Source organism: Mycobacterium sp. SMC-21 (assembly GCF_045310825.1).
Taxonomy (GTDB): Bacteria; Actinomycetota; Actinomycetes; order Mycobacteriales; family Mycobacteriaceae; genus Mycobacterium.
In genome coordinates this window covers 23,190-49,936 of record NZ_JBJIAO010000007.1, presented here as the reverse complement: position 1 = coordinate 49,936, position 26,747 = coordinate 23,190, and the positions used below count along the sequence as shown (strand labels likewise).

At 67.9% G+C, this 26,747-nt stretch carries 25 protein-coding genes; 11 read left to right on the top strand and 14 right to left on the bottom strand.

Annotation, left to right across the window (positions count from 1 at the left end):
• The first annotated feature begins 103 nt into the window (after positions 1–103).
• The 4 genes from ACJH6H_RS09780 to pntB all read left to right on the top strand — a co-directional run bounded on the left by ACJH6H_RS09780 (position 104) and on the right by pntB (position 4,999).
• A complete protein-coding gene (locus tag ACJH6H_RS09780) occupies positions 104–1,234 on the top strand; it encodes a hypothetical protein (protein ID WP_212807889.1) in 1,131 nt (376 codons plus the stop codon).
• Positions 1,235–1,374: 140 nt separating this feature from the next.
• Positions 1,375–1,722, top strand: coding sequence for a hypothetical protein (locus ACJH6H_RS09775; RefSeq protein ID WP_061000463.1), 348 nt, complete (start codon positions 1,375–1,377; stop codon positions 1,720–1,722).
• Between the two features lie 284 nt (positions 1,723–2,006).
• Positions 2,007–3,533: a Re/Si-specific NAD(P)(+) transhydrogenase subunit alpha gene (locus tag ACJH6H_RS09770; RefSeq protein WP_212807888.1), complete on the top strand. Its 1,527-nt coding sequence runs from the start codon at positions 2,007–2,009 to the stop codon at positions 3,531–3,533.
• A gap of 35 nt (positions 3,534–3,568) precedes the next feature.
• A complete protein-coding gene (gene pntB / locus ACJH6H_RS09765; RefSeq protein ID WP_212807887.1) occupies positions 3,569–4,999 on the top strand; it encodes a Re/Si-specific NAD(P)(+) transhydrogenase subunit beta in 1,431 nt (476 codons plus the stop codon).
• 168 nt (positions 5,000–5,167) lie between these two features.
• Here the strand turns inward: pntB and ACJH6H_RS09760 are convergent, their stop codons facing one another.
• Genes ACJH6H_RS09760 through ACJH6H_RS09750 form a run of 3 tightly spaced genes read right to left on the bottom strand, consistent with a single transcriptional unit; the run spans position 5,168 to position 7,949 of the window.
• Positions 5,168–6,064 (bottom strand): alpha/beta fold hydrolase, encoded by an 897-nt coding sequence (locus ACJH6H_RS09760; RefSeq protein ID WP_212807886.1) that lies wholly within the window; start codon positions 6,062–6,064, stop codon positions 5,168–5,170.
• A gap of 39 nt (positions 6,065–6,103) precedes the next feature.
• Complete coding sequence (locus ACJH6H_RS09755; RefSeq protein WP_212807885.1) at positions 6,104–7,297, bottom strand: sensor histidine kinase; 1,194 nt, start codon at positions 7,295–7,297, stop codon at positions 6,104–6,106.
• 10 nt (positions 7,298–7,307) lie between these two features.
• On the bottom strand, positions 7,308–7,949 hold the full coding sequence (locus tag ACJH6H_RS09750; protein WP_212807884.1) for a response regulator transcription factor: 642 nt from the start codon (positions 7,947–7,949) through the stop codon (positions 7,308–7,310).
• A gap of 206 nt (positions 7,950–8,155) precedes the next feature.
• On the opposite strand from ACJH6H_RS09750, the gene ACJH6H_RS09745 reads away from it, so the two are divergent.
• Together ACJH6H_RS09745 and ACJH6H_RS09740 are read left to right on the top strand one after the other, a co-directional pair.
• Positions 8,156–8,386 (top strand): hypothetical protein, encoded by a 231-nt coding sequence (locus ACJH6H_RS09745; RefSeq protein ID WP_212807883.1) that lies wholly within the window; start codon positions 8,156–8,158, stop codon positions 8,384–8,386.
• 215 nt (positions 8,387–8,601) lie between these two features.
• Entirely contained in the window at positions 8,602–9,429 is an 828-nt protein-coding gene (locus tag ACJH6H_RS09740) for an alpha/beta fold hydrolase (RefSeq protein ID WP_212807882.1), read from the top strand.
• Here ACJH6H_RS09740 and ACJH6H_RS09735 read toward each other — a convergent pair.
• Positions 9,385–10,719 carry a PLP-dependent aminotransferase family protein gene (locus ACJH6H_RS09735; protein WP_212807881.1) on the bottom strand — a complete coding sequence of 445 codons (1,335 nt, stop codon included), beginning with the start codon at positions 10,717–10,719 and terminating at the stop codon, positions 9,385–9,387. The genes ACJH6H_RS09740 and ACJH6H_RS09735 overlap by 45 nt on opposite strands.
• A gap of 62 nt (positions 10,720–10,781) precedes the next feature.
• Between ACJH6H_RS09735 and ACJH6H_RS09730 the strand changes: the two genes are divergently transcribed.
• A complete protein-coding gene (locus tag ACJH6H_RS09730) occupies positions 10,782–11,396 on the top strand; it encodes a DJ-1/PfpI family protein (protein ID WP_212807880.1) in 615 nt (204 codons plus the stop codon).
• Between the two features lie 11 nt (positions 11,397–11,407).
• On the opposite strand, the gene ACJH6H_RS09725 is transcribed toward ACJH6H_RS09730, so the two are convergent.
• Positions 11,408–12,427, bottom strand: coding sequence for an alcohol dehydrogenase catalytic domain-containing protein (locus ACJH6H_RS09725; RefSeq protein WP_212807879.1), 1,020 nt, complete (start codon positions 12,425–12,427; stop codon positions 11,408–11,410).
• 221 nt (positions 12,428–12,648) lie between these two features.
• Here ACJH6H_RS09725 and ACJH6H_RS09720 point away from each other — a divergent pair, with 221 nt between their 5' ends.
• Genes ACJH6H_RS09720 through ACJH6H_RS09710 form a run of 3 tightly spaced genes read left to right on the top strand, consistent with a single transcriptional unit; the run spans position 12,649 to position 15,463 of the window.
• On the top strand, positions 12,649–13,401 hold the full coding sequence (locus ACJH6H_RS09720; RefSeq protein WP_212807878.1) for a hypothetical protein: 753 nt from the start codon (positions 12,649–12,651) through the stop codon (positions 13,399–13,401).
• A gap of 35 nt (positions 13,402–13,436) precedes the next feature.
• Positions 13,437–14,654, top strand: a complete 1,218-nt coding sequence (locus ACJH6H_RS09715; RefSeq protein WP_406774807.1) for an acyl-CoA dehydrogenase family protein — start codon at positions 13,437–13,439, stop codon at positions 14,652–14,654.
• Positions 14,654–15,463: a tyrosine-protein phosphatase gene (locus ACJH6H_RS09710; protein WP_212807876.1), complete on the top strand. Its 810-nt coding sequence runs from the start codon at positions 14,654–14,656 to the stop codon at positions 15,461–15,463. The genes ACJH6H_RS09715 and ACJH6H_RS09710 overlap by 1 nt, the downstream gene beginning before the upstream one ends.
• Here the strand turns inward: ACJH6H_RS09710 and ACJH6H_RS09705 are convergent.
• The 7 genes from ACJH6H_RS09705 to ACJH6H_RS09675 all read right to left on the bottom strand — a co-directional run bounded on the left by ACJH6H_RS09705 (position 15,460) and on the right by ACJH6H_RS09675 (position 21,518).
• Positions 15,460–16,011, bottom strand: coding sequence for a YceI family protein (locus ACJH6H_RS09705; RefSeq protein WP_212807875.1), 552 nt, complete (start codon positions 16,009–16,011; stop codon positions 15,460–15,462). The genes ACJH6H_RS09710 and ACJH6H_RS09705 overlap by 4 nt on opposite strands.
• Positions 16,008–16,493, bottom strand: a complete 486-nt coding sequence (locus tag ACJH6H_RS09700; RefSeq protein ID WP_212807874.1) for a DUF456 domain-containing protein — start codon at positions 16,491–16,493, stop codon at positions 16,008–16,010. The genes ACJH6H_RS09705 and ACJH6H_RS09700 overlap by 4 nt, the downstream gene beginning before the upstream one ends.
• Positions 16,494–17,465 carry an NADPH:quinone oxidoreductase family protein gene (locus ACJH6H_RS09695; protein WP_212807873.1) on the bottom strand — a complete coding sequence of 324 codons (972 nt, stop codon included), beginning with the start codon at positions 17,463–17,465 and terminating at the stop codon, positions 16,494–16,496.
• Between the two features lie 3 nt (positions 17,466–17,468).
• On the bottom strand, positions 17,469–18,332 hold the full coding sequence (locus ACJH6H_RS09690; protein WP_212807872.1) for an SDR family oxidoreductase: 864 nt from the start codon (positions 18,330–18,332) through the stop codon (positions 17,469–17,471).
• Between the two features lie 114 nt (positions 18,333–18,446).
• On the bottom strand, positions 18,447–19,841 hold the full coding sequence (locus ACJH6H_RS09685) for an aldehyde dehydrogenase family protein (RefSeq protein WP_406774761.1): 1,395 nt from the start codon (positions 19,839–19,841) through the stop codon (positions 18,447–18,449).
• An 81-nt stretch (positions 19,842–19,922) separates the two neighbouring features.
• Positions 19,923–20,855: a class I SAM-dependent methyltransferase gene (locus tag ACJH6H_RS09680; RefSeq protein ID WP_406774760.1), complete on the bottom strand. Its 933-nt coding sequence runs from the start codon at positions 20,853–20,855 to the stop codon at positions 19,923–19,925.
• 27 nt (positions 20,856–20,882) lie between these two features.
• On the bottom strand, positions 20,883–21,518 hold the full coding sequence (locus ACJH6H_RS09675) for a TetR/AcrR family transcriptional regulator (protein WP_406774759.1): 636 nt from the start codon (positions 21,516–21,518) through the stop codon (positions 20,883–20,885).
• 257 nt (positions 21,519–21,775) lie between these two features.
• Between ACJH6H_RS09675 and ACJH6H_RS09670 the strand changes: the two genes are divergently transcribed.
• Positions 21,776–23,950, top strand: coding sequence for an FUSC family protein (locus tag ACJH6H_RS09670; RefSeq protein WP_406774758.1), 2,175 nt, complete (start codon positions 21,776–21,778; stop codon positions 23,948–23,950).
• Here ACJH6H_RS09670 and ACJH6H_RS09665 read toward each other — a convergent pair whose 3' ends face one another.
• Positions 23,951–24,925 (bottom strand): pirin family protein, encoded by a 975-nt coding sequence (locus tag ACJH6H_RS09665; protein WP_406774757.1) that lies wholly within the window; start codon positions 24,923–24,925, stop codon positions 23,951–23,953.
• 64 nt (positions 24,926–24,989) lie between these two features.
• Entirely contained in the window at positions 24,990–26,717 is a 1,728-nt protein-coding gene (gene ptsP, locus ACJH6H_RS09660) for a phosphoenolpyruvate--protein phosphotransferase (RefSeq protein ID WP_406774756.1), read from the bottom strand.
• Positions 26,718–26,747: the final 30 nt, after the last annotated feature.

The following is a 26,747-nucleotide window of genomic DNA, read 5'->3' as shown; positions in this document are numbered from 1 at the left end:
TGTGTGCGCACGAACAACTAGCGCAGGTCGAGCCCTTCGACGGGAGTTACGGTAGGTCAACGGGGGCTGTATCCGCGGAGTTGACGGGGTTGGGGGATGTCCTGTGGGCCTATCGATAGCCGACATCGATAAGTGGAACCCGGACTCGCTCGATGCGGTCGGCACAGCGAGCAAAACTCGGGCAGACGCAGCGTCTCAGGCCAGCTCGCGATTGGGCAATCTGTCGGCGTTCGAGAGTTGGCAAGGCTCAAGCGCCAGCGCTGCGCGGCAGCGGACCAACGTGGAAGCGGACGGCCTGGACCAGCACAGCCGCGACGCGGCGGCAGTCGCATCGGCCGCCAAAACCGCCGCCAACGAAGTTCGGCAGACAAAGAACCAGCTCAACGATTTGAGGTCGACGCTGGGGCAGTACGGAATCACTGTCGACGCAAAGAGCAGTCGGGCGGTGCCGCCGGCGAATCTGTCTTCGCTGCCCGCGGCCACCCGCAAGCTGGTGCAGGATTTGACGCACACCGCCCAGCAGTCACTCGACAAGATTCGGCAATCAGCCGACCACGCCGACGCCCTCCTCGCCGAAGCGCTGCAGAAGCAAGCAGGACCCCGCTCCAAGGAGCCGACCGACAAGACCGACGATTCGCCCGGCAACAAGCCGGACCTGCTAATGGATGACAAGGGGTGGCAGTATCCGTGGGATCCGCCACCGCCGGCCGACTCCGCTCCCGGCGGCGGGCGCTGGGACATCGACCCGCAGCCCTACCCGAGCGGGCCGGGCGGCGGACCGCCGGTTGGACCGTTTACCCCGCCCAAGCCGTGGCACCGCGACATCAAACCCCCGATCGAAGGCGGACCCACCGGCTACCAGGACGTCGTCGGCAAAACACCGAACGGATGGGGCGTCGACCCGTCATGGCGGATGCAAGAGAATTACAAATTCCGATTGACGGGCGAAACGTTCAATGGCGCCCCCGACCACACTCGATGGGTGCAGCGCGACGGAAAATGGTATCAAGCAAAATGGGTCGACTATAACTTCGAGGCCGAGCACGTGCGTCGCGGCGTAAGCTCAACCGGGTTTTTCACTCCAAATTTCGGTTTGGGTGAATGGCATCCGATCGATATCAAAGATATCTACCGTGCGCAGGCCGATAACCCACGACTCACGATGTACGTACCCACACCGAGCGGCGGACAGGTAGTGCTCAATCCCAAGCGCCCAGGAGTGTCAGCCCCATGAGAACCCTTTTACGCACGCCCGTGCGCCGCCGAGCGGCACTACTCGTCGCTATCGCGGTAGTTGGATCGGTAATCGCTGCGGCACTGTGGATTTCACAGCGCCGCGACGCTGGCACTCCGTCAGCATCCGATTGCGGCGTCGTGGCCGATGTGGCGCAGGACTGGCGGGCCGTAGGCGAAGCCAGCAATGCCGCGGCCATGCAGCCGGGCGCTGCCGAGGACCCCGAACGTTGGGCTGCTCTTGCACATAAAAGCCGCCAGGCCGCAAATTCGGTATCCGCGCCCGACCTGAAATCCGATTTGGCTTCATGGGCCACCGGATTCGACGAATTCGCCAATATCGCGCGCGATACCGGGAAAGGCCCCGAGGACGTCCGGTTTCAGCGGTTCGTCGATAATTCCAAAAAAGTAGCCGAGGCCACGGACAAATTGCAGGCCGCCTGCCCCAAGATCGCTACGCCCCGAGCATCGAGTTCTTCGGCGGGTTGACGCGTCTCACCTGACCGTCCAGCCCTGATCGGAGATCGGCCGCATCGGAACTGAGTGGACGTTTGCCGTCCAGGAGATCCCACCGGTCGGAATCTGCGTACCCAAATCCGGGCTGATGACGTAGACATATCCAGGCAACGCCCCGGCACCGGACTTTTGGTCGCATTATGAGCGACTGCTAATTTATAAGCGATTGCTAACTGGTATAGGGGGGCAAGAGCACCGTCCCTACGTGGATGGGGGAGACTCTTGCAAGCAAACCAACACAGATCGGATCGGATTCGATGATCATCGGGATTCCCCGCGAGTCTCTGGCTGGTGAGACACGGGTTGCCGCCACTCCTGCAACTGTCGGGCAGCTGATCAAGCTCGGCTATTCGGTAGTGGTTGAGTCCGGCGCGGGTGCCGCGTCCAGTTTCTCCGACGCCGCCTATGTAGAGGCCGGCGCCGACATCGGCTCCCCCTGGGCCGCCGACATCGTGCTCAAGGTCAACGCCCCTGACGACGCCGAGATCGCGTCCCTCAAGGACGGCGCCACCCTGGTCTCGCTGATCTCCCCGGCCCTCAAGCCGGAACTGCTCGAGAAGCTCGCCACCCGCCCGATCACGGTGCTGGCCATGGACGCGGTGCCGCGTATCTCGCGCGCCCAATCCCTGGACGTGCTGTCGTCGATGGCCAACATCGCCGGCTATCGCGCCGTCGTCGAGGCCGCCCACGCCTTCGGCCGGTTCTTCACCGGCCAGGTCACCGCCGCCGGCAAGGTCCCGCCGGCCAAGGTTCTCGTCGTCGGTGCCGGTGTCGCCGGTCTGGCCGCCATCGGCGCCGCCGGCTCGCTCGGTGCCGTCGTCAAGGCCACCGACCCCCGCCCCGAGGTCGCCGATCAGGTCGCCTCCCTCGGCGGCGAGTACGTGTCCGTCGACCCCAACGCGGGTGAAGTGTCGGCCACGGGCTACGCCAAGGAAATGGGCGACGACTACAAGGCCCGCGAAGCCGAGCTCTACGCCGAGCTGGCCAAAGACGTCGACATCATCATCACCACCGCGCTGATCCCGGGCCGCCCGGCACCGCGCATCATCACCGCCGACATGGTCGCCTCCATGAAGCCCGGTTCGGTGATCGTCGACATGGCCGCGGCCAACGGCGGCAACGTCGAGGGCACCGTCAAGGACCAGGCCATCGTCACCGACAACGGTGTGACGATCATCGGCTACACCGACCTGGCCGGCCGCCTGCCCGCGCAGGCCTCGCAGCTGTACGGCACCAACCTGGTCAACCTGCTCAAGCTGCTCACCCCGGAGAAGGACGGCCAGGTCGTCCTGGACTTCGACGACGTGGTGCAGCGCGGCGTGACCGTCGTCCGCGATGGCGAGATCACCTGGCCCCCGCCGCCGGTGCAGGTCTCCGCCGCGCCGGCCGCCGCCGCTGCCGCCGCAGCGCCCGCCGTCTCGCAGGCCAAGGAGCCGATGTCGACGCAGCGTCGCCTCGGCATCACCTTCGCCGCCGCCGCGGTGCTGTTCTTGCTGATCGCCGCTTCCCCGGCCGCCCTGCAGGTCCACCTGACGGTGTTCGCGCTGGCGATCGTGATCGGCTACTACGTGATCGGGCACGTGCACCACGCCCTGCACACCCCGCTGATGTCGGTGACCAACGCGATCTCCGGAATCATCGTGGTCGGCGCGCTGCTGCAGATCGGGCATCACAACACCCCGATCACCGCCCTGGCGGCCGTGGCGATTCTGCTCGCCAGCATCAACGTCTTCGGTGGCTTCGCGGTGACCCGCCGCATGCTGGCCATGTTCTCCCGCAGCTAGAGCCTGCTGACCTAAAGAACCTTTGGAACGGATTCATGTTCAACGCAGAAACCATCACCAACGTGGCGAACGCGGCCTACGTCGTCGCCGCCCTGTTGTTCATCCTCGCTCTGGCTGGGCTGTCCAAGCACGAGACCTCCAAGGCCGGTAACGCCTTCGGTATGGCCGGAATGGGCGTCGCCCTGATCGCGACCATCGTGCTGGCCGTCAACAACAAGATCGAGCCGCTGGGCCTGGCCCTGCTGGTCGGCGCCATGGCCATCGGTGCCGCCATCGGCCTGTGGCGCGCCCGCATCGTCGAGATGACCGGCATGCCCGAGCTGATCGCCCTGCTGCACAGCTTCGTGGGTCTGGCCGCCGTGCTGGTCGGCTGGTCCGGCTACCTGCACGTCGAGCACGAACTCGACGGCCAGGGCGCCCTCGAGCTGGCCAAGGAAGGCATGCTCGGCATCCACTCCGCCGAGGTCTTCATCGGCGTGTTCATCGGTGCCGTCACGTTCACCGGTTCGATCGTGGCCAACCTGAAGCTGTCGGCCAAGATCAAGTCCGCGCCGCTGATGCTGCCCGGCAAGAACTTCCTCAACGTCGGCTCGCTGGTCCTGTTCGTGGCGCTGACCGTGTGGTTCGTCATCTCCCCGAACCTGTGGCTGCTGGTCGGCGTCACCGTCCTGGCGCTGCTGCTCGGTTGGCACCTGGTCGCCTCCATCGGCGGTGGCGACATGCCCGTCGTCGTCTCGATGCTCAACAGCTACTCCGGCTGGGCCGCGGCCGCCTCGGGCTTCCTGCTGTCCAACGACCTGCTGATCATCACCGGCGCGCTCGTCGGCTCCTCCGGTGCCTACCTGTCCTACATCATGTGCAAGGCCATGAACCGGTCCTTCATCTCCGTCATCGCCGGTGGCTTCGGTATCGAGGCCGGCCCCGCCGAGGACAAGGACTACGGCGAGCACCGCGAGATCACCGCCGAAGGCGCCGCCGAACTCCTCAGCTCGGCCGACTCGGTGATCATCACCCCCGGCTACGGCATGGCCGTCGCCCAGGCCCAGTACGGCGTCGCGGACCTGACCCGCAAGCTGCGCGAGAAGGGCGTCAACGTCCGCTTCGGTATCCACCCCGTCGCCGGCCGCCTGCCCGGCCACATGAACGTGCTGCTCGCCGAGGCCAAGGTGCCTTACGACATCGTCCTGGAAATGGACGAGATCAACGACGACTTCGACGACACCGCCGTCGTGCTCGTCATCGGCGCCAACGACACCGTCAACCCGGCCGCGTCCGAGGACCCGGGCAGCCCGATCGCCGGCATGCCGGTGCTCACCGTCTGGAACGCCGACAACGTCATCGTGTTCAAGCGCTCCATGGCCTCGGGATACGCCGGCGTGCAGAACCCGCTGTTCTTCCGTGAGAACACCCAGATGCTGTTCGGCGACGCCCGCGACCGCGTCAACGACATCCTCGCCGCGCTGTAGCGCTACACACGAAAATGCCTCCAATCCCGATGGATTGGAGGCTTTTTCGTGTCGGTGCCGGACACAATGTGCGGCTGTGAGCGCCGTGATGCAAAATAGCGACACGGCGAAGCTCACAGCGTCACATTGTGTTCGCGCCTTGCGCCGGCGCGGGCCGCCGGGCACTCGTCAGCGGACGAAATCGCCTATCGCCGCGAGGAACTGGTCCGGCTTCTCGACCATCGGGCTGTGGCCGGAACCCGCAATGAGGTGCGGCGGCAGGCCCGCGGCGGTGTAGCGCGCGACGTTCGACGCCGTCGGCGTCAGGACGTCCTTGTCGCCCCACAGCACCAGCACCGGCTTGCCCAGCTCCTTCAACGTCTCCACCACGGGCCGGCCGGGGTCTTTCGAGTCGCACACCCCCGCGTAGTTGAGCTGTTTCAGGGACCGGAATGCCAGCGCCGGAACGGGGTAGTCGGCGGCAAACCCGGTCTGCAGCGAGCTTTCGCTGATCGCATCGACGCCGCGGAAGCGGTCCAGCGCGGGCCCGATGACGGGCCAGCACAGCATCCTGCCGAGCAACGGCATCTCGACCAGATCTTCGCCGGCGGGAGTATCGGAAACCGCAACGCGCTCAACCATTTCCGGGTACTTGGTGGCGAATGCGGCAGCCACCTCGCCGCCCATCGAATGCCCCACCAGTTCGGCGTGCCGGACACCCAGCGCCTCGAGCGCGCGATGGACGGCCGCGGCCTGACCGTCGGCGTGATACGGCGCGGCATCGGTCGGCGCCTCGGAGCCACCATGCCCGACGAGGTCGACGGCGATCACCCGCTGATGGGCCGCCAGGGCCGGGGCGACCTTCTCCCACCATTCGATGGACGCCGAATATCCGTGCAGCAGAACGATTGCCCGGTCACCGGGCGGCCCGTACTCGCGGACGTTCAGGTCTGGGCCGTCGAGTGTGAGCACGTGGCCCCCGGCGAATGGTTCCGCAGCGCGACCGGTGTGGTCCGCCACCACGGCGTTGACGACCAAGGCCACCACCGCTGCGGCCAGCAGACCGACCAGGATGCGCAGTTTCATGGCGTGACGCTACCGCCGCGGGCCCCTCCCAGCGACGAATTATCTAGTGCCACCCAGCTCGCGCTCGGGGGGCGACGTCACTGTCACCCGAGTTCCGCCGCCGACCGCGGAGTCGACGAGCATCGAGCCGCCCATCGCGTCGAGCCGCGCCAGCAGCGAGCCCAGCCCGATGTGCCCGTCGGCCACGTACCGTGACACCACACCGGGGTCGAACCCGACGCCGTCGTCAGCGACGGTCAGGACGACGCGATCGCCTATGCGGCCCAACCGCACCGACACCGTCGTGGCCTGTGCATGCTTGCCGATGTTGGTCAGCAGCTCGCGGGCCGCCCGGTACAGCAGCTGCTGCGAATCCGGCATACCTACCTCCTCGAGGTCGGCCCGCACCTCGATCCGGCCGCGAGATTCGAACTGCCGCACCAGTTCCCGCACCGCCGGCGTCAACCCGAGCTGGGCGAGCACCTGCGGATGCAACTCGGTGACCGTCGACCGCAATGCCGTCGCCGTGTCTTCCAGCGCGGCGTAGACCGCGTCGAGTTCCGGCCCGGGGGTCCGCTCCCGGACCTCATCGAGCTGCAGCCGGGCCGCCAGCAGCGTCTGCAACGGGCCGTCGTGCAGCCCTTCGGCGACCTCCCGGTTGTGCCGCTCGTCGGACTGCATGGCCTCGGAAACCAATTGGCGACGCACCTCTTGTAGGGCCTGCACGCGCTCCTGTCGACGCACCAACACGCAGCACAACACAGTGGTGGCCACCGCCAGCCACACGAGAAAGCCGAAGTGCGTGTAGACCATGTTCGGCAGGCCCATGCGGTCGTCGTGTTTGGAGTAGAAGATCCAGACCGCCAGATAGCCCGTGGCAGTGAGGGTGCCGATCGCCGCGGTCATCAGCGGACGGTCCTGGAACGCCACCGAGATCGGCAACAGGAAGAAGACGGGCAGCAGGGCCGCGGTCGCGCCGCCGGACACCAGGCACAGCGCCAGGATCACCACCAGGTCGATGCCGGTCGATGCCCAGTCTGCCCAGCGCGGCACGGGTCCGCGTAGCACCGCCACCAGCCAGATCACCGCGGCGACGGCATACAGGCCCAGGATCACGGCGTACAGCTCGGGCAGCCAGTGGTCGACTTCCCAGATCCACACCAGGACACCGATCAGCGCGATCAGCGGGAGCCGTAGCCCGGCCGAAATCCGCACTGGTTCGGCAGCCAGGTACTCCCCGATCCGGCTGAGCATCGGCCTCACGTCAGTCCAGTAGCTTTCGACGCATCGCCTCGGCCACGGCCGCCGCGCGGTCCCCGACGCCGAGCTTCTCGTAGAGCCGCTGCACATGGGTCTTGACCGTCGACGGCGCCAGGTACAGCTCCTTGGCCATGGCGGGAATGGTCGCCCCCTTGGCGATCAGCTGCAGCACCTCGCGTTCGCGCGGGCTCAGCACCGGGGCGTCCGGCTCGGCCCGCCGACGGATCTCACCCGCGAGCCCGGCGGCCAGGCTCGGCGCGACGACGTCGCGGCCCTTCGCGCATTCGAGGATCGCGTTGACCAGCTCGCTACGTGTCGACTCTTTCGGCAGGAAGCCGGCCGCGCCTTCCTGCAGGGCCCGGTAGACGATCTCCGCCTCGTCATGCGCGGAGAGCAGCAGCACCCGTGTCGGCAGGCCGTCGCGCAGCACCGCTGCCGCCACCTCGGTGCCGTCCATGCCGGGCATGCGGTAATCCAGGAGGGCGACCTGAGGCTTGTGGGTGCGGATGGCCTCCAACGCCGACGTGCCGTCGTCGGCTTCGGCCAGCACCTCGATGGCGCCACTCGCCGTCAGGGCGCGGACGACGCCGTCGCGAAACATCGGGTGGTCGTCACCCACCACCACGCGAACCCGTTCGTCGTTCATGCCGTCAGCGTCGCACGGCAACCAGCGAAAAGTAACTCCGATCGCAAATTGACGGCCGCGTGTCCCCCGATCAGGGGACACGGGAATCCTCCGACAACTCGGCCGATTACCCGATACCCGCGGGCTCCGCAGCCAGGCACTCTTGAGTCATCACCGGAACACACCGGAGCAAGACACGAAAAACCCACTGACACAGGAGAATTCACATGAGCAGCACAGCCCGCACCTTCGGCCTCTCGATCATCGCCGCCGGCGTTCTCGGCGGCTCGGCACTCGGCCTGGCCGGTGCTGCCGGCGCCACGACCCTCGGGCCCGATGTCCGTCCGCCGGCCATCGTCGCCACCCCGTCGATCACGGCTCCGCCCGCCGGCATGCCGCTGCCCGGCGTGTTCTGGCACCACGGCATCTACCGCGTCTCAGCCCTGCAGGGCCGCTGACCGCCTGAACCCGGATTCCCTCCCCGAAGTCGTCGCGGGGAGGGAATCCGCTGTTGATCTGCGATGTGACTGAGCTGACGGTTCACGCTTCAGCCTGAGTTCGGCCCTCGCTGGCTGACCCTGCCGGTACCAGGATCACCGCGGTGACCCAAACCTCCGGCGAGTGCCGTCATCGTGGATGTTGTGCCGGAAGCGAGACGAAAGGAGCGCCGCACATGCAGATCAGGTGCCCTATCGAGTTCCCTGTCGTCCGGACGTTGGCTCACGACCCGAATGCCCCGACCGTACTTCTCATTCACGGTTTCCTCGACGACCTGACCGTGTGGGATGGCGTGATCGACGGCCTGGGCGACAAAGTCGCGACCGTGCGCTACGACCTGCCGGAGTTCGGTCGTCGCGCCGGAACCGCCAGGGACACAAGCGCCATCACGTTGGAATCGCTCGCCGCCGAGGCGGGCGCCGTCATCGACAGCATCGCCGGACCGGTCATCGTGGTCGGCCAGAGCCTCGGTTCGCAGATCGCCGAGCTGGTCGCGGCCGCGCATCCCGATCGGGTCTGGGGCTTGGTGCTGCTCACCCCAGTTCCGTTGGGCGGCACCCGCTTACCCGGCGGCGTGGTCGCGCAGTTCCACGCTATCGACGGCGACAGTGCCGCGCAGCGCCTCTCGCGGGCGGCGATCTCCCCCCATCTCACCGACGCCCAGCTCGACCGGCTCACCGACATCGGCAGGCACCTGGTGCCGGGCGTCGCCGGCCATTACGTCGACGTGTGGAACGACGGCGCGGCCGACGCGCCCGCCGCCAGCGCATTCCCGGGCGCGGTGCTCGTGATTCGCGGCGGCGCAGACGGTTTCGTCACCGGCGAGCTTGCCGACGCCATCGCCTCGCGTTTTGGTCGGCCAGACGTCCGCACCATCGAGTCCGGCGGTCATTGGCTGCATGTGGAATTCCCGGACGCCGTCGCGGCGATGATCCTGGACTTCGCGGACTCCGACCTGTCACCACGTGTGGGCGTCGATGACATGCTTCACGGTCGCGAGTGATCGAGCCAGGACGTCGATCTGCACCGAACCCAACGCCACCCGGATCGCGTGCGGCGGGTTCTTGGTCATGGCGAAGGGTTCTGCGGTGGACACCGACACCGTTTCGCGCAGCAGATCGGTCGCCACTTGATCGGCGCGCGCCTCACCGGGCAGCGGAAGCCACAGGAAGTACGAAGACGGATTCCCCACGACGTCCAGTCCGGACAGCACTTCGCGCGCGACCACCTGCCGATGCCGGGCGTCGGCTCGCTTGTCCGCTTCCAGCCGGGTGACGGTGCCGTCATTGAGCCAACCGGCGGCAATCGCGGTGACCAACGGTGGTGTGTTCCACGTCGTCCCCCGGATCGCGCGTTCGAAGGCACCGATGAATTGTGCTGGCGGAACCACGAATCCGATGCGCAGGCCGGTGGCCACACTCTTCGACAGCCCCGACACGTAGACGGTCAGTTCCGGGGCGAGTACCGCCAGCGGTGCGGGCGGGCGATCGACCAGATATGCGTACGACGCGTCCTCGATGATCGTCACACCGTGCCGGCGCGCGATCCCGACGAGGGTCTCGCGGCACGGTGCCGGTGTCACCCAGCCGAGCGGGTTGTGCAGCGTCGGCATGGTGTAGATCGCCCGGACCGGCCGCGTACGGCACAGCTCCTCGAACGCATCGAGATCGGGTCCCTCGTTCCCGGCAGGAAGTGGCGCCATCTCGAGCCGGAGCACCTGGGCCAGCACCTTGAAGCCGGGGTAACTCAGGGCATCGACGGCCACCACGTCGCCGGGTTGCAGCATCGCCAACGCGGTGACCGCCAGCCCGTGCTGTGCGCCACTGACGATCAACACGCGTTCGGCCGGGACGCTCAGGCCGCGTCGCTCCAGATGCAGTGCGGCCGAGGCCCGCTCGTGCAGCCGCCCAGCGTGCGGCTGGTACCGCAACAGGGCGTCGAGATCACCCGACGAGGCCAGGCCCCGCAACGCATTTCGCAGCTGGTCGGCCTGTCCCGGAACCGAGGGATAGTTGAAGTTCAGATCCACGACATCGTCGGCGAATGCCCGCTCCGAAACGTCGTCGCGGAGCGGGAGCGACGATTCCCGGACGAAAGTGCCCCGGCCGGCTTCACCGCTGACCAGTCCCATCTCGGCGAGTTCGGCGTAGACGCGGGTCGCGGTGACCAGCGCCAGCCCTTCACGCGCGGCGAGTTCGCGGTGGGTCGGCAGCCTTGCGCCGGGAGGGATCACGCCGGCGCGGATGTCGGCAGCCAGCGCGTCCACGACGGCTTTGTACCGAGCCCGACCCATGCCCGCATTGTATGCATGACAATTTGTTGATCGTATTGAATTGGCGACCCTAGGCTCGGATCATGCACATCGCCATCCTCACCTTCGACGGCTACAACGAACTCGATTCGCTGATCGCACTGGGCGTTCTCAACCGAGTCCGCAAGGCGGACTGGCGCGTGTCCATCGCCAGCCCAAGCCCTCGAGTCGGTTCGATGAACGGCGTCGTCATCGAATCCCACATCGATCTGGAACAGGCGTGCACCGCCGATGCGGTCATCGTCGGCAGTGGCATTCGGACTCGCGAGGTGGTCGCCGACCAGTGTTTGATGGCGCGCCTGAAACTGGACCCGTCCCGGCAACTGTTGGCTGCACAGTGCTCGGGCACGTTGGTCCTCGCCAAACTCGGCCTCTTGGACGGAGTTCCGGCGTGCACCGACTCGACGACCAAGCCCTGGGTGCAGGCCGCCGGAGTGGACGTTCTTGACCAACCGCTGTTCGCCAAGGGCAACGTCGCGACGGCCGGCGGCTGCCTGTCGTCCGCGTATCTGGCGGGGTGGCTCATCGCCCGTAGCGAGGGCGTCGACGCCGCTGTCGAAGCCCTGCGCTACGTGGCACCCGTTGGCGAGAAGGACGACTACGTCGCCCGTGCACTGCGCAATATCACGCCGTACCTCGACCGCGCGACAGCTGCCTGAGCACGCAGGCGCTACCGGTCCTGCATATCGAGCACAACGCGGAAACGCGCGTCCCCGGACATCATGCGCGCGTAGGCCTTCGGTGCTTCGTCGAACGGCAGGACCTCGGTCATCGCGGCAACCCCGTGCGCGGCACTGAAGTTCATGCCGTCCTCGTTTTCGACGGGGGTGCCGGTGAGGCTGCCGACGATCGATCGGCTGGCGGTGACCAAATCCACGGTGTTCACCGGAATCGGGTCTCCGGCGACACCCACGACGATCAGCTGGCCGCGCGGCTTCAGTCCGGCCAGCAGCGGCGCCATCGACGAGCCGCTCGACGCCGTGGCCACGACGGCTTCAGCGCCGCCGAGTTCCTGCAACGCCTCAGCGGGATCGGTTGCCGCACTGTCGATGTAGTGGTCGGCGCCGAGCTCGGCGGCCAGCGCGGCCTTGTCGGTGCCCCGGGCGATGGCCGCAACCCGGTAGCCGAGCTTGCGGGCGTACTGCACGCCCAGATGTCCCAGACCGCCGATACCCTGCACGGCCACAAGCGAATCCGGCGCCGCATGGACCAGCTGCACAGCGTTGTAGGTCGTGATGCCGGCGCACAGCAGCGGCGAGGCGGCCACGGAGTCGATTCCCTCGGGGATGCGGACCAGTCCGCTGGCCCGGGCATACGCCACCTCGGCATAGCCACCGTCGGTGTTGGTGCCGAACCAGGGCTGATCGTTGCAGTTGACGAAATCACCACGGCGGCAGGATGAACAGACGCCGCAGTGGCCACCGAGGAAGCCGACGCCGACGCGGTCACCGACGTGCCAACCGGTGACGTCGGCGCCGATGGCGTCGATGACGCCCACGGCTTCATGACCGGGTATCACAGGCAGGTGCGGGTCGGGCCGCTGGCCCTCGACGGCGAGGACGTCGCTGTGGCACACCCCGCAGCTCTGTACGCGGAAGCGCACCTGACCCGGAGGTGGCTCGAGCAAGGGCCGCTCCACCAGCTCGAAATGGGCCTGGCCAGTCACCTGAAAGGCGCGATACGTAGACATTCGTTTTCCTCTGATCGAATTCAGTTGCCACTCGGCGGCACGGCGGGCTCCGTGGTGGGGAGATTTCGCCTCACACAGCGCCGGATACCCCGGACACCATTCCGGCCCACGGCCCGCCAGTCCGTCCCCGCGACTCCTGGTAGTGACAGGGCCACCTTCGGCGGACGCCACGCCGCGACGGGTTGTGTTGCATAGGAGGCAACGGCGGCGAAAGGCCTCAGATGACAACAGATCTGCTGAGCTCGGTGTTGGAAGCGCACGGCGGGCTGGACCGGTGGCGCAGTCTGAGCTCTGTGGAGGCGACCATCGTCACCGGTGGCAAACTGTTCGGCATCAAGGGACTGCCGCAGGACCCGGCGCCACGACGGATGTCCGTTGCGACGCAACGCCAGTGGGCGTCGGTGCGGCCGTTCGGCGCACCGGATCAGCGCACCGACTTCACCCCGGCTCGCGTCGCCATCGAGAAGCTCGACGGCCGGGTGGTGGCCGTGCAGACGGATCCGCGAACAACTTTCGCCGACCACGAGCTGAGCACACCGTGGAATCCGTTACAGCGGGCCTACTTCAACGGCTACGCGTTGTGGATGTACCTGACCACGCCGTTCTTCATGGCACTGCCGGGCATGGACGTCACCGAAATCGAACCCGTCCTCGATCACGGCGAGCGGTGGCGCGGCCTGCGGGTGCGCTATCCCGATGGCTTCGCCAGTCACAGCCGGGAGGAGGACTTCTTCTTCGGCAGCGATTTCCTCATCCGGCGCCATGACTACCGCGTCGAGATCGCCGGCGGGTTCGCCGCCCACCATTATGTCAGTGAGATCGTCGAAGCCGACGGCATCATGGTGCCGACACGGCGCCGCGCCTACCGGTGCGACGCCGCCGGCCGACCGCTGGCCGACGAGCTCATGGTGGCCATCGACCTCAGTGACGTCCGCGTTGTTCCCGAGGAGTGGGCCGCGCTTCCACATGTCTAACCAAGTGGCTTATCGTGGCGGTCATGGACTTCGCGTTGTCGGCAAAAGCGCAGGATTACCAGCACAGGCTCACCGAGTTCATGACCGAGCGCGTGCTGCCGGCCGAGGCCTCCTACCACGCCTACCGCGAGGAGAAGGGCCCGCAGGACCACACGGTGCCGCCGGTGGTCGAGGAGCTCAAGATCGAGGCGCGCAAGCGTGGCCTGTGGAATCTGTTCTTGCCGTCGGAGTCGGGGCTGACCAATCTCGAGTACGCCCCGCTGGCCGAGATTTCCGGCTGGAGCATGGAAATCGCGCCCGAGGCCATCAACTGCGCGGCGCCGGACACCGGCAACATGGAGACCCTGCACCTGTTCGCCAACGAGCAGCAGCGCAAGCAGTGGCTCGATCCGCTACTGGGTGGTGAGATCCGCAGCGCCTTCGCCATGACCGAGCCCGCCGTCGCGTCGTCCGACGCCCGCAACATCGAGACGACGATGCTGCGCGACGGTGGCGACTACGTCATCAATGGCCGCAAGTGGTGGATCACCGGCGCCGCCGACCCGCGCTGCAAAATCCTGATCGTGATGGGCCGCACCAATCCCGACGCCGCGTCGCACGCCCAGCAGTCGATGATCCTGGTGCCGGCCGATACCCCGGGTGTGGACATCCAGCGGTCGCTGCCGGTGTTCGGGTGGCAGGACCAGCACGGGCACTGCGAGATCGTCTTCGACAACGTCCGAGTACCGGCGGAGAACCTGTTGCACGAAGAGGGCTCCGGTTTCGCCATCGCGCAGGCCCGGTTGGGGCCGGGCCGCATCCACCACTGCATGCGCGCCCTCGGCGCCGCCGAGCGGGCCCTGGCGTTGATGATCGACCGGGTGCAGAAGCGCGTGGCGTTCGGCAAGCCGCTGGCCGAGCAGGGCGTGGTGCGCGAGTCGATTGCCAAGTCCCGCAACGAGATCGACCAGGCCCGGCTGCTGTGTGAGAAGGCCGCCTGGACCATCGACCAGCAGGGCAACAAGGCCGCGCATGTCCTGGTGTCACAGATCAAATCGGTGGCCCCGCAGGTCGCGTGCGATGTGATCGACCGCGCCATCCAGGTGCACGGCGCCGCCGGGATCTGCGACGACGTCCCGCTGGCCCGGCTCTACGCCTGGCACCGCGCGATGCGGCTGTTCGACGGACCGGACGAGGTGCACATGCGCACCATCGCGCGCGCCGAACTGGGCCGCGAGAAGTCCGCACTGGCGGCCGCGGTGTTGGGTCAGTGATGCGGTCCACTGGTCTGGAACTCGCCGGCGCCTGGAACTTCCGCGACGTCGCCGAAGAGACGGGCATCGCCCCCGGCCGGCTGTTCCGCTCCAGCGAGCTCAGCGGGCTCGTCGAAGACGGCCGTAAAGCGTTGCAGCACTACGGCATCACCGACGTAGCCGACCTCCGGTCGCTGCGTGAGGTCGAGCGCCGCGGCCCAGGCCAGGTGCCCGACGGCGTCGCGATCCACCTGCTGCCGTTCCACGAGCTGGCCGCGGCAGGCACCGATACCGCCGAGGCACCGCACGAGAACGCCTTCGAGAAGATGATGACCGCGAAGCCCGATGACGAGGACGTCGCCGTCGCCGCCGGTCGCTTCATGGTCGAGGAGTACCGCCGCTTCCCCACCCTGCCCGGCGCGCATCTTGCGATACGCCAGGTCATTTCGATGCTCGCCGACTCGCGGCCGGTGATCGCGCACTGCTTCGCCGGCAAGGATCGCACCGGCTTCACGGTGGCGACGGTGCTGGGGGCCGTCGGCATCGAGCGTGACGCGATCCTCACCGACTTCCTGCGGAGCAACGACGCCGTACCGCAGCTGCGCGAAGGCATCCTCGAGACCATCCGGACCCGGGCCGGTGAGACTGCCGAGGTCGTGACGTTCGCCGAAGCCCGGCTCACCGAAGAGGTGCTCGGCGTCCGCGAGGAGTACCTGGACGCGGCCCTGGCCGTCGTCGAAGCCGAGTATGGTTCGCTATCGAATTACCTTGCCGCCATTGGTGTTACCGATGAGCAGGTGAGGCGGTTGCGGACGGTGCTGAGGGGCTAGGTCGGGTTCGCCTGTTGCGCGGTGAGTGTCACTCGGACCTCGTCGGCCACTTTCATCGCGCCCATCAACATCGAGAACTGCTTGATGCGATGGTCGCTGTGCCGTACCACCGCCTCACCGGTGATCCGCAGGTCCGCGTCGTCCCCCACCGCGTGGACGACGACGCTCTGCTCGCGGCTCTGACCGCTGAGGTCCAGGGTCCCGACAAGCCGCCACGAGTCGCCATCCCGCTCGATCGACGACGAGCGGAACGTCGCCCGCGGAAAGCGCTTGGCCTGCAACGTCTTCAGCGCATTGTTGCGAACCAGTGTCTTCTCGGCACCCGACAGCGGCGTCATACCGCCCTCGCCCGTCAGCACGTCCAGCGAGTCCAGGTCGACGGTCACCTCGACCGCAACGGGTTCGTCTCCGTCCACGTCCACGGTCGCCGCCCACGATCGCATCGCGATGGTCAACCGGTGTCCCATCCGCGCCGCACTGCCGGTGACGCCGGTGTGCAGGAGCAGCTCACCGGCCGACGCGTCGAAAGTCCGTCTCTCTGCGCTCAACTACCGACCACCAATCCCGTCACCCACGCCGCCGCGGCCAGCAGCGCGGCCGTCAACTCCACCCCCATGGCCAGTGCGACACCTTTGATGGCGTGCTTGGTCGACGTCCAGGCCCGGCTGGTGTCCCGCAGCGCCGAGTACTCGGACAGGTAGACGCCCAGTACGAAGCCCAGGGCCAGGCCCAGCACCGGGATCACGAAAAACCCGATGACGCCGAGGATTCCGCCGACGACAAGGCTGCGGGTGGACACGTCGGCGCGACGCATCCGGCGCATCGGCCAGAGATATTTGATGACCTCACCGGCCAGGAACAACGCCGCCGCCACACCGAGCACCACCCATGACGTCGCGGTGTGGACGGCCACCGCCCACACCGCGATCGCCAGGAACACGAGCAATCCACCGGGCAGTACCGGCACCACGATGCCGACCAGGCCGATCGCGATGACCAGCGCCACCAGCACTGTTCCCAAGGTGTTCACTTACGGCTCCAGGACAGCCTTGCCGTGAATCTTGCCGTCTGCCAACGCCTGCAGGGCGGCGGCACCGTCGGACAACGCGAAGCGCATCGGCTCCGGCGGCCGCAACCCGGCCTCGACCAGCTTCGCCAGGCCCGCCCCGACCTCGGCGGCCGAACCGGGCACCTGGCGGATGAACTCGCCGTACCCGACACCCACGACGCTGATGTTGCGCAGCAGCAGCCGGTTCACCTTCACCGACGGGATGCCCTGTCCGGCAGCGAAACCCAGCACCAGCAGGCGACCCTCGGGCGCCAGCACCCGAATCGCTTCATCGAACGCCTCACCGCCGACCGGGTCGACCACCAGGTCCACTCCCCGACCGTCGGTCGCCGCCAGCGCGGCTTCGCGCCAGCCGTCGGCCAATGGCAGCACCACGTCGGCACCGACAGAGGCCACGAAGTCCAGCGCCTCGACCCGGTGCACCATGGCGATCACCTTGGCGCCCATGGCCTTTGCGATCTGGATGGCCGCGACCCCGACGCCACCGGCCGAGCCCAGCACCAGCACCGTCTCCCCCGCCAGCAGCTTGCCGCGGCGAGCGAGCGCGAAGTACATGGTGTAGTAGTTGCCGAGCAGGCAGACCGCCGTGGCGTCGTCCAAGCCGTCGGGCGTCGGGATCACCGAATCCGGCAGCGCCAGCGCGCGCTCGGCGTAGCCGCCCATCATGGTGAACGCCGAAACCCGCTGGCCGGCAACGAAACCAGAACTCTCCGGCGCCGACCGGACGGTACCTGCCACCTCCATGCCGGGGGTGAACCCGGGTGGGAGCTTGAGCTGGTACTCGCCGCGGATCAGCAGCAGGTCGGGAAAGCAGACGCCGGCCGCACCGACATCGATGACGACCGCATTGCCCGAGGGGTCTGCGGCGTCATCGACATCGGTGTAGGCGAGGCCCGATGGACCCGTCAGCGACTGTGCGACAAGCGCTTTCACCTATCAGCCGAGCGCGAACGAAGCAGCCTTGGCGGCCGACAGGTCGGTGATCTCGCCCCACTTGGCGGCCACCTCGTCAACGCTGGGCACGTGGTCGAAGGTGACACCGTCGTTCTGGAACAGCGCGGTGCGCTGCACCTTGCCGCCGCCGACGATGAAGATCGAGCCCGTCTCGGGCAGCTCCTCGCTGCACAGCTGCGCCACCACCGGCGCCACGTACTCCGGCGACAGCTTGGCGAAGACCTCCGGCGGCACGATGTCCTCGGTCATGCGGGTCGCGGCGATCGGCGCGACGGCGTTGAGCTTGATGTTGTACTTGGCGCCTTCCTGGGCCAGCGTGTTGATCAGGCCGACCAGGCCCAGCTTGGCGGCGCTGTAGTTGGCCTGACCGAAGTTGCCGAACAGACCACTGGTCGAGGTGGCGACCACGACGCGGCCGTAGGCGTTCTCGCGGAAGTGCGGCCAGGCGGCACGGATGACGTTGTAGCCGCCGTAGAGGTGCACCTTGAGCACGATGTCCCACTGCTCGGCGGTCATCTTGTGGAAGGTGCCGTCGCGCAGGATGCCCGCGTTGGACACCACACCGTCGATCTTGCCGAACGCCTCGATCGCGGTCTTGACGATGTTCTCGGCGCCCTCGGCCTCGGCCACCGAGTCGTAGTTGGCGACGGCGCGGCCGCCGGCGGCCTTGATCTCCTCGACGACCTGGTCGGCCATGTTGTGGCCGGCGCCGGTGCCGTCGCGGGCGCCGCCGAGGTCGTTGACCACGACACAAGCGCCTTCGCGGGCCAGCGTCAGCGCGTATTCACGACCCAGGCCGCCTCCGGCTCCGGTGACGGCAATGACGCGATCCTGCACTCCGGGCATGGGTTTCCTCTCATGGAACAGAAATTGGACAGCCCGCCCCATCTATTTTCGGGTGGGGCCACCCCTTGTGTATACGGCGACCGGCTGACCGCCGTGCCGCCGGGTCTGCGATCTCTAGAAGAACTTGCGCGCGATCTTCCACGCCTTGTCGGTGTACGGCGGGTAGATGAGCTTGCCCAGGTCGGGCCGCGTCGGCTTGGTCATGACCGACTTCGCGTGGCTGAACTCCAGGAAGCCGTAGCGACCGTGGTAGGCGCCCATGCCGGACGGTCCGACGCCGCCGAACGGCAAGCGCGCCGTCGAGACCTGGAAGATCAGATGGTTGACCAGCATGCCGCCGGCCGGGACCTCACGGATGAACCGCTCGCGGACGGCCTTGGCCTTGGTGAACAGATACGCCGCCAGCGGCTTGGGCCGGGCGTTGACGAACGCGATGGCGTCATCGAGCGAGTCGACGGTGATCACCGGCAGGATGGGCCCGAAGATCTCCTCGGTCATGACCGGTGCGTCGAGCGGCGGGTCGACCACGACGGTCGGCTGGATGGTGAGCCGGGCCGGGTTCGTGCCGCCACCGGTGACGACCTCGCCACCCGTGCCGAGGTAGCTACTGAGCCGGTTGAACTGCCGCTCTGTGACGATCGGCAGACCGTCGGCATCGTCGGCGGTGAACGCCACGACGGCGTCCCGGATCTTGGCGACCAACTCGTCACGGATGGGCTTCTCGGCCACCACGTAATCCGGCGCGACGCAGATCTGGCCCGAGTTGATCACCTTGGCGAAGGCGATGCGCTTGGCGGCGACGTCGATGTCGGCGTCGGCCGCGACGATCACCGGGCTCTTGCCACCGAGCTCCAGCGTCACCGGCGTCAGGTGCTCGGCTGCGGCGGCCATGATCTTCTTGCCGATCTCGGTGCCACCGGTGAACATGATGCGGTCCAGGCCCTGCGCGATCAGCTCCTGGCTGACCATGCCGTCGCCCTCGACCACCGCGATCGCCGAGGTGTCCAGGTACTTCTCGACCAGTTCCACCATCAGCCGCGACGAGGCCGGGGCGAACTCAGATGGCTTGAGCACCACCGTGTTTCCCGCGGCGATGGCACCGACCAGCGGGCCCAGCGTGAGGTAGAACGGGAAGTTCCAGGCGCCGATGATCAGCACCGTGCCGTAGGGCTCGTACTCGACCCAGCCGCGGCCGGGCAGCTGCGAGCGCTCCAGCAGGCGGTAGCGACGTTTCGCCCACTTGTGCAAGTTCTTGGCGGCGTCCTTGGCCTCGGCGATGGTGCCGACGCTGTCCGCGAGCCAGGCCTCGAATGGCTTGCGGCCGAGATCGGCCTCCAGCGCCTTGGCGATGGCCGTCTCGTTCTCCTCCATCGCCTGGGCCAGCGCAAGTAGCTGGCGCTTGCGCCACTGCAGGTCGCGGGTGCGCCCGGTGGCGTAAGTCTTTTGAAGACCGGCCACGACAGCCGGAATATCAGTGGTCGCGACGGGTGCGACAGATTCGGTGGTCATGACGAACGTCCTTACGTGAGCCAGGCAACACCGGAATCCTAACCAACCAGCCGGTTGGGCAGAAGGGTCAACTGCTGGCGATCAGCCCTTGCGCGCCGTCACGAAGGTGGAAAACGCCTTGTCATCGACGGTATCGACCTGCACCCAACGATTCAGCCGGCGCATCTCCTCCTGCGAGGTGACCGACGTCGACGACCAGCCGTGCGCGTCCAGCCACTCGGCCACGTCGGCGCGATCGGGATCCTCGTACATCAAATCCTGCACGTTCATCACCTGCCCCATGCCGAACTGGCCGGCGAGCTTGTCGAACCGGTCCCGCATCCGCTGGCGTCGTTCGGCGGCGTGCTCGCCGACCGTCTCGACCGAGATGCGGCTACCCGGCGCGCTCAGCGCGGTGATGTTCTCGAAGAGGCGGTCCTGCGCGTCAGCCGGCAGGTACATCAGCAGCCCTTCCGCCAGCCAGGCAGTCGGCGCCGAATCGTCGAACCCGGCTTCCCGCAATGCTTTCGGCCAGTCGTTACGCAGGTCGATCGGCAGCTGATGCAGCGTCGCCGCCGGCGTCGCGCCATGCGCCTTCAGGGTCTCGTCCTTGTACTCGAGCACCTTCGGCTGATCGATCTCGAACACCGTCGTGCCGGCCGGCCAGTCCAATCGGTAGGCCCGCGAATCCAGCCCGGACGCCAGGATCACCACCTGACGGATACCGGCCGCGGCGGCGTCGGCGAAGTAGGCATCGAAGAAGTGCGTGCGCACCGCCTGGTAGTTGCCCATGTGCTCGAGGACCGCGGCCACCTCGGGATCGGCGCCGGCCATCCGGTTGTTGAAATCGGCGTCGAGGATCGTCTCCCACACGCCGGTACCCGCGCCGGCCACCAGGATCTTCGCGAACGGATCGCGGATCAGCGCGTCATCGCGTTCGGTTTCCCCGGCCCGCGCGGCGGCCACCATCACCGCCGTCGCACCCACACTGCTCGCGATATCCCAGGTGTCGTCGTCGGAGCGCTCGCTGCCCATGTACCAGGTGTACCAGCTGATGCCGGTCTATTCGGTGACCTGCCACAGCTTGTTGGCCAGCAATAGTTCGAGCCGCTCGATGACGGCGGTCAGCTCCTGGTGGCTGCCGACATAGCCGGCGTAGAACCCCATGCCCCACATCACCGCGATGAGCATCTCCACCACCGTGGACACCTCGGTGTCGACGGCCAGTTCGCCGCGTTCGACGGCGTCGGTGACGGCCCAGGTCACGAAGTCACGGGAGGCCACGAGCGCGTCGTGTTCCTCCTGGCGCAATTCGGGATGTCGCTGTGCCTCGAGGATCGAGGTCACCAGGAACGCCGCAGCGGACCGGTCCTCGGAATCGGCCTGGATGGCGGCGACGAAAAACGACGACAGGCGCCGGATGAAGGTGGTCTCTTCCTCGGCCCGGCGACGGCCCGCAGCGACGACCATGGCGTTGGTCTGATCGAGGACCTCGCCGTAGAGCACACGCTTGTTCGCGAAGTAATGGTTGATCGCTGGGCGCGTCAGATCCGCACGGATCGCAATGGCTTGGAATGTTGCTGCGTCATAACCAAGTTCACTGAAAACCTCGCGTGCGGCGCGCAGGATGCGCTCACGAGTTTCGGCCGCCTTCGCCGCGGGAGGGCGACCCGGGCCACGGGTGGCGATGTACGGCATCGTCAAATTGTGCCATAGATCTCGGCCCGACCCTGCTCGTATGCGCGGGACAGCCGTCGAAATTGCTGCTCCCAGCAAACTTGCAGATCTGTCAACAACCGAAAGCTGCACGGCGTGCGGTTCCCGGCCGCGGGCCGGCGCCGATCGGTAGCCCGGCCAGGAACGACCGCCGGTGTGCCGGCGCCTGCGAAACACCGCGGCCACAGGCGTGTTGTTGCCGGCGCATGTCGACGTCAGCCAAATTAATGTTGGGCGCCATGGCGGGCGTGGTGTCGCGAGAGTCGCCGGCGTTGCGCCGGCAGCAGCTCGTCAGCCGGTTGCGCGACAAGGACCCCGAATACGACGCCCTCCGGCGCGCGACCCGCGCAGGTGTGGTGCTCCCGGTCGTCGCGATCGTCGGACTGGCCGTCGGTACCGCCGTCGGAAGCCGGTCGCAGACGACCATGTTCGCGATCTTCGGCGCCGTCGCGCTGCTGGTGGTGGTGGATTTCCCCGGCAACCGGCCGGCGCGGGCGCTGGCCTACGCCGGGCTCGGCTTCAACGGCGCGGTCCTGATCACGCTGGGCACCTTGCTGTCCCCCCATCCGTGGCTGGCGGTGCCGGCGATGTTCGCCATCGGGCTGCTCGTGACGTTCTCGGGTGTCCTCAGCGAGATCATCGCCGCCGGGCAGCGCTCCACCTTGATGACGTTCGTGCTGCCGGTGTGCACGCCGGCGGGACCCGTCCCCGATCGACTGCTCGGCTGGGCCGTGGCCTGGGCCATTGCCGTCCCGGCCGCGCTGTTCCTGTTGCCACCCACGCATCACGACGACCTGCGCAAGCACGCCGCGCAGGTGTGCCGCCTGCTGGCCGCCCGGCTCGAGGGGTCCGCGACGGCGCAGGAGCTCTTCGATGCGATGGAGGTGCTGGGCGACAACTTCCTCGGCGCCGACTTCCGCCCGGTCGGTCTGACCGCCGGCAGCCGCGCCCTGGTGCGGGTCGTCGACGACCTGCGCTGGCTGTGCGACCGTGCCACGGACGCCACCGGCTCCCTGCTCGCCGAGACCCGCGAACCGGCCATCCGGGTACTGAACGACTGCGCCCGGGTGCTGAGCACACCGCGCGCCGCGGGCCGCGATCGCTACCGCGCCGACCTGGCCGACGCCCTGACCGCGCATCGGGCCGCCACGCGCGGGCGCTACCGCGAGGACATCGAGCTGATCCGCGCCGAACCGGACGACCTGCTGGCCGTCGCGACGGGCCGAAAGCTGTTGCGGCTGCGCACGTTCTCGGCCTGTATCGGGGCGACCGGACGCGTCATCGGACTGGCAGCCGACGCCGACGCCCGGCCGGTGTGGGCCCGCGTCCTGGGTCGGCGACTGCCGGCGGCCGGGAACCTCGACCGCGTGCTGTCCGAATCCCAGGCCGTGTCAGCCATCCCGTCGGGATTCGTCGCGACACGAGCGGTGGTGGTTCAGAACAGCCTTCGTACCGGCATCGGCCTGGCCGTTGCGGTGGCCGTCGTCCATCTGTTTCCCCTGCAGCACGGTTTCTGGATCGCCATGGCATCGCTGTCGGTACTGCGCAGCAGCGCGCTGACCACCGGGACCCGCGTGTTGCGCGCCGTTGGCGGCACCGCGATCGGATTCCTCCTCGGCACCGTGGTGATCCACCTGATCGGCGCGAACCCCGTCCTGCTGTGGTTCGTCCTGCCCATCGTGGCGTTCGGTTCGGCCTATGTGCCCGATGTGTTCTCGTTCGTGGCGGGCCAGGCGATGTTCACCATGCTGGTGCTCACCATCTACAACCTGATCAGCCCGGCCGGCTGGCGCGTCGGGCTGATCCGGCTCGAGAACGTGTTGGTGGGTGCCGCGGTCGGCATCGTGGTGTCGCTGCTGCTGTGGCCGCGCGGGTCGGCGGCGGTCGTTCAGCGCGCGCTGGAAGCGGCGCGCGTCGCCGGTACCCGGTATCTGACCGCGGCCGTGCGGCGAGTGACCCGCGGCGCCTCCGAGGCTGCCACAGACCGGGTGCACGCCCTGAGCTTCGACGCGCTGACGGCCTCCCGGACCGTGGATGATGCGGTGCGCCACTTCCTTTCGGAGAGCAGCGGGGCGACAGAACTGCGGGCGCCGGTGGTCCGGGCGGCCAATCAGACGGTCCGGTTGCGGGCGGCGGCCGACCTCATCGCTGACGTCGTGCCACCGCCCCTGGCCCCGTATCGCGCCGCCCGCGAGGTCCTCGAAGCGCACACCGCGTCGATCTGCGCCCGGATCATGGGCACCGAAGACGCCGACGCCGCAGCGCGCACACCCATCAGTGACGATTTCGTGCTCGCCCTGCGCGCCGAGACCGGCGGCGGAAACTTGTCGGTCGAGGCCGCGCTGCCTCTGGTGACCGTCGCCGCCAGCCTCGGCGAGCTCGAACTCCTCTACCCGGAGACCGCGCCCGCGTGATCAGTGCCCGGGGCGGTGCGGCTTCAACGCGTTCGGCGGAATCGTGCCGAACTTGCCGGATTGGAAGTCCTCGAACGCCTCGATGAGCTCCGACTTGGAGTTCATCACGAACGGGCCGTAGTGGAAGACCGGTTCCCGGATCGGCTGACCGCCGAGCAACAGCACCTCGAGCGCGGGCCGGTTGGAATCCTGGCCTTCGTCGGCGGCGACGGTGATCCGGTCGCCCGGCCCCAGCACCGCCAGCTGACCCTGGTGGATGGGATGGCCGACGGGTCCGACGCTGCCACGTCCGGACAGGATGTAGACGAGCGCGTTGAAGTTGCGGTTCCACGGCAGGTCGAGGCGCGCGCCGGGCGCAATCGTCGCGTGCGCCATGGTGATCGGTGTGTGCGTACCGCCCGGGCCCTTGGCGTCGCCGATCTCGCCGGCGATGACGCGCACGAGCGCGCCGCCGTCGTCCGACGACAACAGGGTGACGTCGGGGCCCTCGATGGCCTGGTACCTGGGGGCAGCGAACTTGTCCTTCTTGGGCAGGTTCACCCACAGCTGCAGGCCGTGGAACAGTCCGCCGCTCTCGACCAGTTCGGCCGGCGGCGTCTCGATGTGCAGGATGCCCGACCCGGCGGTCATCCACTGCGTGGCACCGTCGGTGATCAGACCGCCGCCACCGTGGGAATCCTGGTGGGCGAAGCGGCCGTCGATCATGTAGGTCACCGTCTCGAACCCGCGGTGCGGGTGCCAGTCGGTGCCCCTCGGTTCACCGGGTTCGTACTCGACCTCACCCATCTGGTCCAGGTGGACGAACGGGTCGAGGTCGGCCGGGCTGACCCCGGCGAAGGCTCGGACCACCGGGAAGCCCTCGCCCTCATAGCCACGAGGGCCGGTGGTGATGGACCGCACCGGGCGTTCTGTGTCACTCGGCGCAGCGGAAGCAATACGCGGCAAGCTGATCGTGTCAGCGGTGATAGCAGGCATGTCACCTATAACCGGACTGCAGTCCGATTAATTCCGGGTGCTGTGCGCATCCGATAACCGCTGGTCAGCGGCTTGCCAGCGCAGCGAGCGCCGCGCTGCGGGCGTCCGCCGACGACTCGGCCGCCAGCGCCGCTTCCGCGGCCGCCCGGCACTGCTCGAGCGTCACCCCGGCGAGCGCGGCGCCGACCGCACGCACCGCAGCAGCCGCCGTCGACAGTGACGTCACGCCCAATCCGACAAGCACACACGCCAGCGCCGGATCGGCCGCGGCCTCCCCGCACACCCCGACCGGCTTGCCCTGCTCGGCACCCGCCTTGGCGGCCGTACCCACCAACGCCAGCACCGCCGGTTGCCACGGGTCGCTGAGCGTGGCCAGGTCGGCCGACATCCGGTCCGCCGCCATCGTGTACTGCGTCAGATCGTTGGTGCCGATCGACAAAAAGTCGACGTGTCGCAGAATCCGATCCGCCAACAACGCCGCGGCGGGCACCTCGATCATCACTCCGGGCGTCAGGCCGAACGACCGCACCTGTGCCGCAAAGGCTTTCGCTTCGGCGGGCGTCGCGATCATCGGGGCCATCACCCACGGACGCTGGCCGGTGGCGTCGGCCGCGGCCGCGATGGCCTGCAGTTGGCGGGTCAGCAGCTCCGGATTGCCCTGGGCGATGCGGATGCCGCGGACACCGAGCGCCGGATTGGCCTCATCGGCGTGCCCGGCGAAACGCAGCGGCTTGTCCGAACCCGCGTCGAGCGTGCGCACCACCACTTTCCGGTCCGGGAATGCCGCCAGCACGTCGCCGTAGATCTGCGCCTGCTCGTCGACGGTCGGTTCGAGATCGCGGTTCAGGAAGCACAATTCGGTGCGGAACAGACCGATGCCCTCCGCAGGCGTCTGCGCCGCCGCATGCGCCGCGGCACCGTCCTGCACGTTGGCGAGCACCGCGACTCGATGGCCGTCAGCAGTGACGCCCGGGCCACGCCAGCTGTCGGCGAGGTCGGCCTCGCGGCGCGCCTGGGCCACGGCCGCGGCCGCCAGGGTCGCGTCGGGCTCGATCTCCACCGTGCCGTTGGTGCCGTCCACCAGCACCATCGTTCCCGGCTGCACCTTCTCCAGCCCGGAAACGGCCACGACGCACGGGATGCCGAGCTGACGGGCGATGATCGCGGTGTGACTGGTCGGCCCACCCAGGCTGGTCACCAACGCGACCACCAGATTCGGGTCCAGGCCGGCAGTATCCGCAGGCGCCAGATCCTCGGCACACAGCACCGACGGCACATCCGGCACCGGCACCCCCGGCTCAGGAAGGCCACGCAGATCCGCGATCACCCGATCCCGGATATCCCTGAGGTCGGCGACCCGCTCGGCCATCAATCCACCCATGCGGGTGAACATCTCGACGAACTGGTCCGCGGTCGCGACGACGGCGCGGACTGCGGACATGCCGTCGGCGATGCGCTTCTCCGTCGCCGCCGCCCAGGCCCGGTCCTGCGCGAGCGTCGCCGTCGTGGCCAAGACTTCGGCCGCCGCGCCGGTCGCGCGCGCCGCGCGGTTGCGGAGCCGGTCCGCGACCGCCGACGAAGCCGCGGCGAAGCGCTCCCGCTCCCCCGCCCGTTCCGGCTCTTCCAGCTCGGCGGCGCCGTCATCGGCCTCCGGCGCGGGCCGGGGACCCGGCCACAGCACCGGCGCGTACCGCACTCCGCCGACGGCGGGCACGCCGCGCAGGACTACAGGTGCACTGCTGGTTTCCACGTCGACGACCCTTGGCGACGGGCTCACAAATGTCTGGCTCATGTGATGTAGATTACTCCGAACCGTTGACAA